Source organism: Cryptosporangium japonicum (assembly GCF_039524755.1).
Taxonomy (GTDB): domain Bacteria; phylum Actinomycetota; class Actinomycetes; order Mycobacteriales; family Cryptosporangiaceae; genus Cryptosporangium; species Cryptosporangium japonicum.
In genome coordinates, this window is the sequence record NZ_BAAAGX010000010.1 from 61,671 (window position 1) to 66,264 (window position 4,594).

The 4,594-nt window shown below is 76.6% G+C and carries 4 protein-coding genes; 1 reads left to right on the plus strand and 3 read right to left on the minus strand.

All coding sequences use genetic code 11. The features are described from left to right. Positions 1-10 precede the first annotated feature (10 nt). The gene (locus tag ABD437_RS13210; RefSeq protein ID WP_344649087.1) at positions 11-583 is read right to left on the minus strand and encodes a hypothetical protein; all 573 of its coding nucleotides are present in this window, start codon (positions 581-583) and stop codon (positions 11-13) included. Between the two features lie 56 nt (positions 584-639). Next, entirely contained in the window at positions 640-1,167 is a 528-nt protein-coding gene (locus tag ABD437_RS13215) for a hypothetical protein (RefSeq protein ID WP_344649088.1), read from the minus strand. Positions 1,168-1,348: 181 nt separating this feature from the next. Between ABD437_RS13215 and ABD437_RS13220 the strand changes: the two genes are divergently transcribed. Beyond that, complete coding sequence (locus ABD437_RS13220) at positions 1,349-1,552, plus strand: hypothetical protein (protein ID WP_344649089.1); 204 nt, start codon at positions 1,349-1,351, stop codon at positions 1,550-1,552. 263 nt (positions 1,553-1,815) lie between these two features. On the opposite strand, the gene ABD437_RS13225 is transcribed toward ABD437_RS13220, so the two are convergent. After that, positions 1,816-4,594, minus strand: a 2,779-nt coding sequence (locus tag ABD437_RS13225) for an AfsR/SARP family transcriptional regulator (RefSeq protein ID WP_344649090.1), incomplete at its 5' end; no start/stop codon positions are given.

The following is a 4,594-nucleotide window of genomic DNA, read 5'->3' on the forward strand; positions in this document are numbered from 1 at the left end:
CGCCCGCCGGTCACGTCCGGCGGGCGAACTCGAACGGCGGAGGCGGGCCGAGCAACGCCGCCACGGCGTACCGGTAGGTCAGCGAGTCCGCGCCGGCGGCGGAGCGGATGTCGGAGACGTCCTCGGCCGACAACGCACCGTCGGTCCGGGGGAGGGAGTCGACGACGTCCGCCTGCCCGCGCGCCTCGTGCGCGGCCCACGAGTCGCCCCCGGCCGGCGGGGCCGCCCCGGTACGGTCCATCTCCCCGGCGACGGCCAGCGCGAGCCCCGCGGCCTCCGCGGAGCTCACCGTGTCGCCCAGGAAGTAGAGGCAGACGTCGAGCGAGGCGGACGCCACCGCGGCGCCGGGTAGCGCCGATCGCTTCACGCTTTCCTGGATCGGGGGTATCTCCACGCGGAGGGCCGCCGCCAGTTCGGGCGAGTCCAGGCCCGACAGCTGACGCCAGCGCAGCTCCACGGCCTGTCCGGGATCGACGGTGTCGGTGGCGTGCGGGTGCCACATCCGCTCGAGGAAGATCGGAAGTCCGCCCAGGGTCCGCGCGCCGAAGGCCGTCGCGAGTACGAGATCGTGCGTCGGTTTCACCCCGCGAAGGGTAAATCCCGAGCGCGAGGGGCGCCGGCGGACCCGTCGACCGTGTCCTACCGGGCGCGTTCGGCGGTGTACAGGATCAGGCCGCCGTGACGCTGGTGGACGATCTGGACGACGAGCGTCGTGCCGTCCCAGGCCACCGGCACCGTGAACGCGTCGCTCCGGTAGCTCCAGGTGGCGCTGAAGTCCGCGCGGTCGGACACCTCGGTGGGCAGCGCGATCGCGGTGCCGCGATGCCGGGCGCCGTCGCCGTCCACCTCGACGGTCAGCACGCCGGCGTCGATGCGGTAGGTGCCGGTCATCGCGTCGGTGAGCAGGCCGTGGTCGCGGCCGGGCGGCGGGGTGCCCGCGGCCAGGTCCCAGGTGCCGTCGCCGATCGTGAGGACACCGGTTCCGCCCTCGGCGCTGACCTTCCAGGTGCCCTTCACGAACGCGCCGATCATCGTCGCCCGGGGACTGCTCCCCGGCAGTTCGACGCCGCACGCGCCGAGCGCCGCGGCGGCGAGCCCCAGCCCGGCGTACCGGAGTGCCGCCCGCCGCCCGACGACCCCCGACAGCTGACCGAATTCCCGAATCATTCGCACGGACGCACCCTGTCGTCGGGCCCTGAAGGCTTCCTGAAGGCTTCGAGGTGTTCCCCCGGGCCCGGGCCGTGCGTAGCGTGGCTCCGCGTCGGCCGGCCGTCGGTGGAAACCGGCCGGCGCGTTCCGCACATCAGGACGGGGGCGCCACTGATGCCTCTATCGGACGGGAGAGCAGATGGTTCGCAGTGGACGGCAGCGGTGGTCGCGGGTGGCGCTGGCCGCCGCGCTGGGAGCGTTTCTCGGTCTCGGCGTCGGCGCCGCGGGGGTCGCCGCTGTGCCCCCACCACCGCCGGACTGCGGGTATCCCGTGCCGCCCGGGGTCGATCCGACGAGGTGGTGCGACGACGACAACCACGGCAACCCGAACAAGTGGCCCTAGTAGAGGCGGACCGGTTTGGTGATCGTGGCCTCGTCGGCGGCCGCCGGGGACGCCGCGGCCGCCACCGCGGCGGCGATCGCCAGCGCCAGGCGTCAGGGTGCCCGGTCGCGCTGAAAATTTCCTGAAGGCGGCGAGGTGTTCCCGCCGGGGCCCGGCGTGCGTAGCGTTGCCCTCGCGTCGGCCGACCTGCGGGGGCCGTCGGCCGACGCCACACCACGCCGATCGACCCATGGCGCCCGAGCCCACCCGGGCCGGCGTGATCCTCAGTCGACGGCGCGGGCCAGGTTGACCGCGGCCGGGAGATCGAGGGCGGCGCCGGCCAGCGCGGCGGCGCGGTACGCCCGGTCGCCGAGCGTGGCCCGGCAGCGGGCCTCCACCTCGGCACGCACCCGCCGGTCCCGCGGCAGCGGCACCAGCCCCGCGTCGGCGCGCACGGTGCCGGCCGCCCCGAGCAGCGTCGCCGCCCGCCGTGCCCCGGCCACGCCCCCGCCGGCGGAGACCGCGGCCACGACCTCCAGGTCGTGGGCCACCGCCCACGGGTGGGCGATCGCGCCGTGCCCGTCGAACGCCTCACGCACCAGGTCGGCGGCGTCCGACTGCCGCCCGTCGCGGCCGACGACCGCGGCGAGCAGCACCGCGGCCCGCGCGACCTGCTCGAGGCTCTCGTGCCGCCGGAACGTCCCGAGTACCCGGGCCAGCACCGGCTCGGCCCGGTCCAGGTCACCGCGCTCGAGCAGGATCTCCCCCACCAGCAGGCGCGCGTCGGCCTGACCGGCCTCGTCGTCGTCGCGCGCGAACACGGCCGCGGCCTCGTCGGCCCAGCGCTCGGCGTCGTCCAGTGCGTCGTCGGCGAAGTGGTTGTAGGCGACGGACAGCCCGCACCGGCCGATCGCCGACGAGTCGCCGCCGCGTTCGGCGAGCCGCCAGGCCAGATCGCCGGAGCGGCGCGCGGTCTCCAGGTCACCGAGCTCCAGCGCGATGTCGGAGACGTGCTGCGCGGCACGCACCATGCCGGGCCGGTCGTCGAGCCGGGTGGCGGTGGCGCTCGCCGCGGCCGCGTACTCCATCGCCTCCGGCAGCGTCACGTACGACGCGACGACCGCCGCGGTCAGCTGCACCCGTAACAGCAGCTCCGGGGCCACGTCCCGGGACGCCGCGCTGCGCAGCGCCAGCCGGTACCAGCCGAGCCCGGCGCGCGGGGAGTTGCTCCACCACCAGCGCAGGTCGGCGATCATCGGCAGCCCGACCTCGAGCCGCCCGCCGCGCAACGTCCGGTCGAGCGCGCTCAGCAGGTCGGGGCGGGCCGCGTCGAGGCGGCGCTGCCAGCGCGGACGGTCGGGCCCGAACTGTTCGGCGACCGCGTCGGCGGCCAGCCGCGCCAGGTACTCGTCGCGGCGGTCGAGCGCGTCGGCCGGGTCGAGCAGCGACCGGCCGTACTGGCGCACCGACTCCAGCATCCGGAACCGGGTCTCCGGGCCGGTGACGTCGGCGACCACGAGCGACGCGTCGACCAGCCGGTGCAGCGGGTCGAGCGCGTCCGGGCCGCCGACCGCCTCCGCGGCCGCGAGCGGGAACGTGTCGGCGAACACCGCCAGCCGGGCGAACAGCGTCCGCTCGGCCGGGGTCAGCCGGTCGACGGCGGCCGCCAGCGCGGCGGCCAGCGAGCCGTGCCGCCCGCCGGTCGCGCCCCCGACGGGACGCAGCACCCGCAGCTGGTCGGCGAGGCGGGTGGCGAGGTCGGCCGGGCTGAGCACCGCGGTGCGCGCGCTGGCCAGTTCGAGCGCCAGCGGCAGGCCGTCGACGGCGCGGCAGATTTCGGCGACCGCCGGGGCGATCCCGTCGGAGAGCTCGAACGTCGGGCGGACCGCGCGGGCGCGGGCGCAGAACAGCGCGACCGCGTCGTTGGCCAGCGCGTCGGCGGCGCTCCCGACCTCGCCCGGGAGCGCCAGCGGGGCCAGCCGGTGCACCGACTCGCCGCCGACCCGCAGCGGCACCGTCGAGGTGGCGAGCACGCGCAGGTCGTCGGTGCCGGCGAGCAGCTGCGCGACGAGCCGCGCGCACGCGTCGGTCAGGTGCTCGCAGTTGTCCAGCACCAGGAGCACCGACTGGCCCAGCAGCCGGTCGACGATCGGCGTGTCGGTGGCGCGGACCGCGTCGGCGACCTTCGCCACCAGCTCGCCGCCGGTGGCGGTGCCCTCGAGCCGCACCAGCACCACCCGCACCCCGCGTACCCGGGTGACGACCTCGGCGGCCAGTCGTGACTTGCCGACGCCGGGCGGCCCGGTCAGCGTGACGAGCCCGGGCCGGGCCAGCGCCGCGACCAGTTCGGTCAGCTCGGCGTGGCGTCCGACGAACTCGCCGGACCAGGTCGCGCCGGCGACGTCCGGCCGGTCCCGGCGTTCGGGGCGCAGCCGGCGGTCGTCGGCGAGCACCGCCGCGTGCATGCGACGCAGCCGTTCGCCGGGTTCCACCCCGAGTTCCTCGATCAGCCGGTCGCGGGTCTCGCGGTACACCGCGAGCGCCTGCGCCCGCCGGCCGTCCTGGTGCAGTGCGTGCATGAGCTGGCTGGCGAAGCGCTCGTCGAGGGGGTGGGCGCGGACCAGCCCGGTCAGCTCACCGACCAGCCCGCCGCGGCCCAGCGCGAGGTCGGCCGCGATCCGGTCGCTCAGCGCCGAGACGCGGACCGACTCCATCCGCGGCACGAACGCCTCGTGGAGCGGGCTCGCGGCGACGTCGGCCAGCGGGGCGCCGTCCCAGAGCGCGAGGGCCCGGCGGAGCAGCTCGGCGGCGGTCGGCTGGTCCCCGTCGCGGGTCCAGCGGCGCGCCTGGACGCTGAGCGTCTCGAACAGGTGCCAGTCGATCTGCTCGCGCCGCCCGGCCAGCCGGTACCCGGCCGGGAGACGGTCGAGGCGCAGCGCGGAGCCGGCCGCCTCCAGGCCGCGGCGCACGGCGGACACGTACACCTGCACGGTGTTGCGCGCGGTGGCCGGCGGCGAGTCGGCCCAGAGGTCGTCGATCAGCTGGTCGACCGGGACGACCTGG

Bases quoted from the DNA above. Each gene is read 5' to 3' on its own strand.
- ABD437_RS13215 (WP_344649088.1), bottom strand. From the start codon at position 1,167: ATGATTCGGGAATTCGGTCAGCTGTCGGGGGTCGTCGGGCGGCGGGCG.
- ABD437_RS13220 (WP_344649089.1), top strand. From the start codon at position 1,349: ATGGTTCGCAGTGGACGGCAGCGGTGGTCGCGGGTGGCGCTGGCCGCC.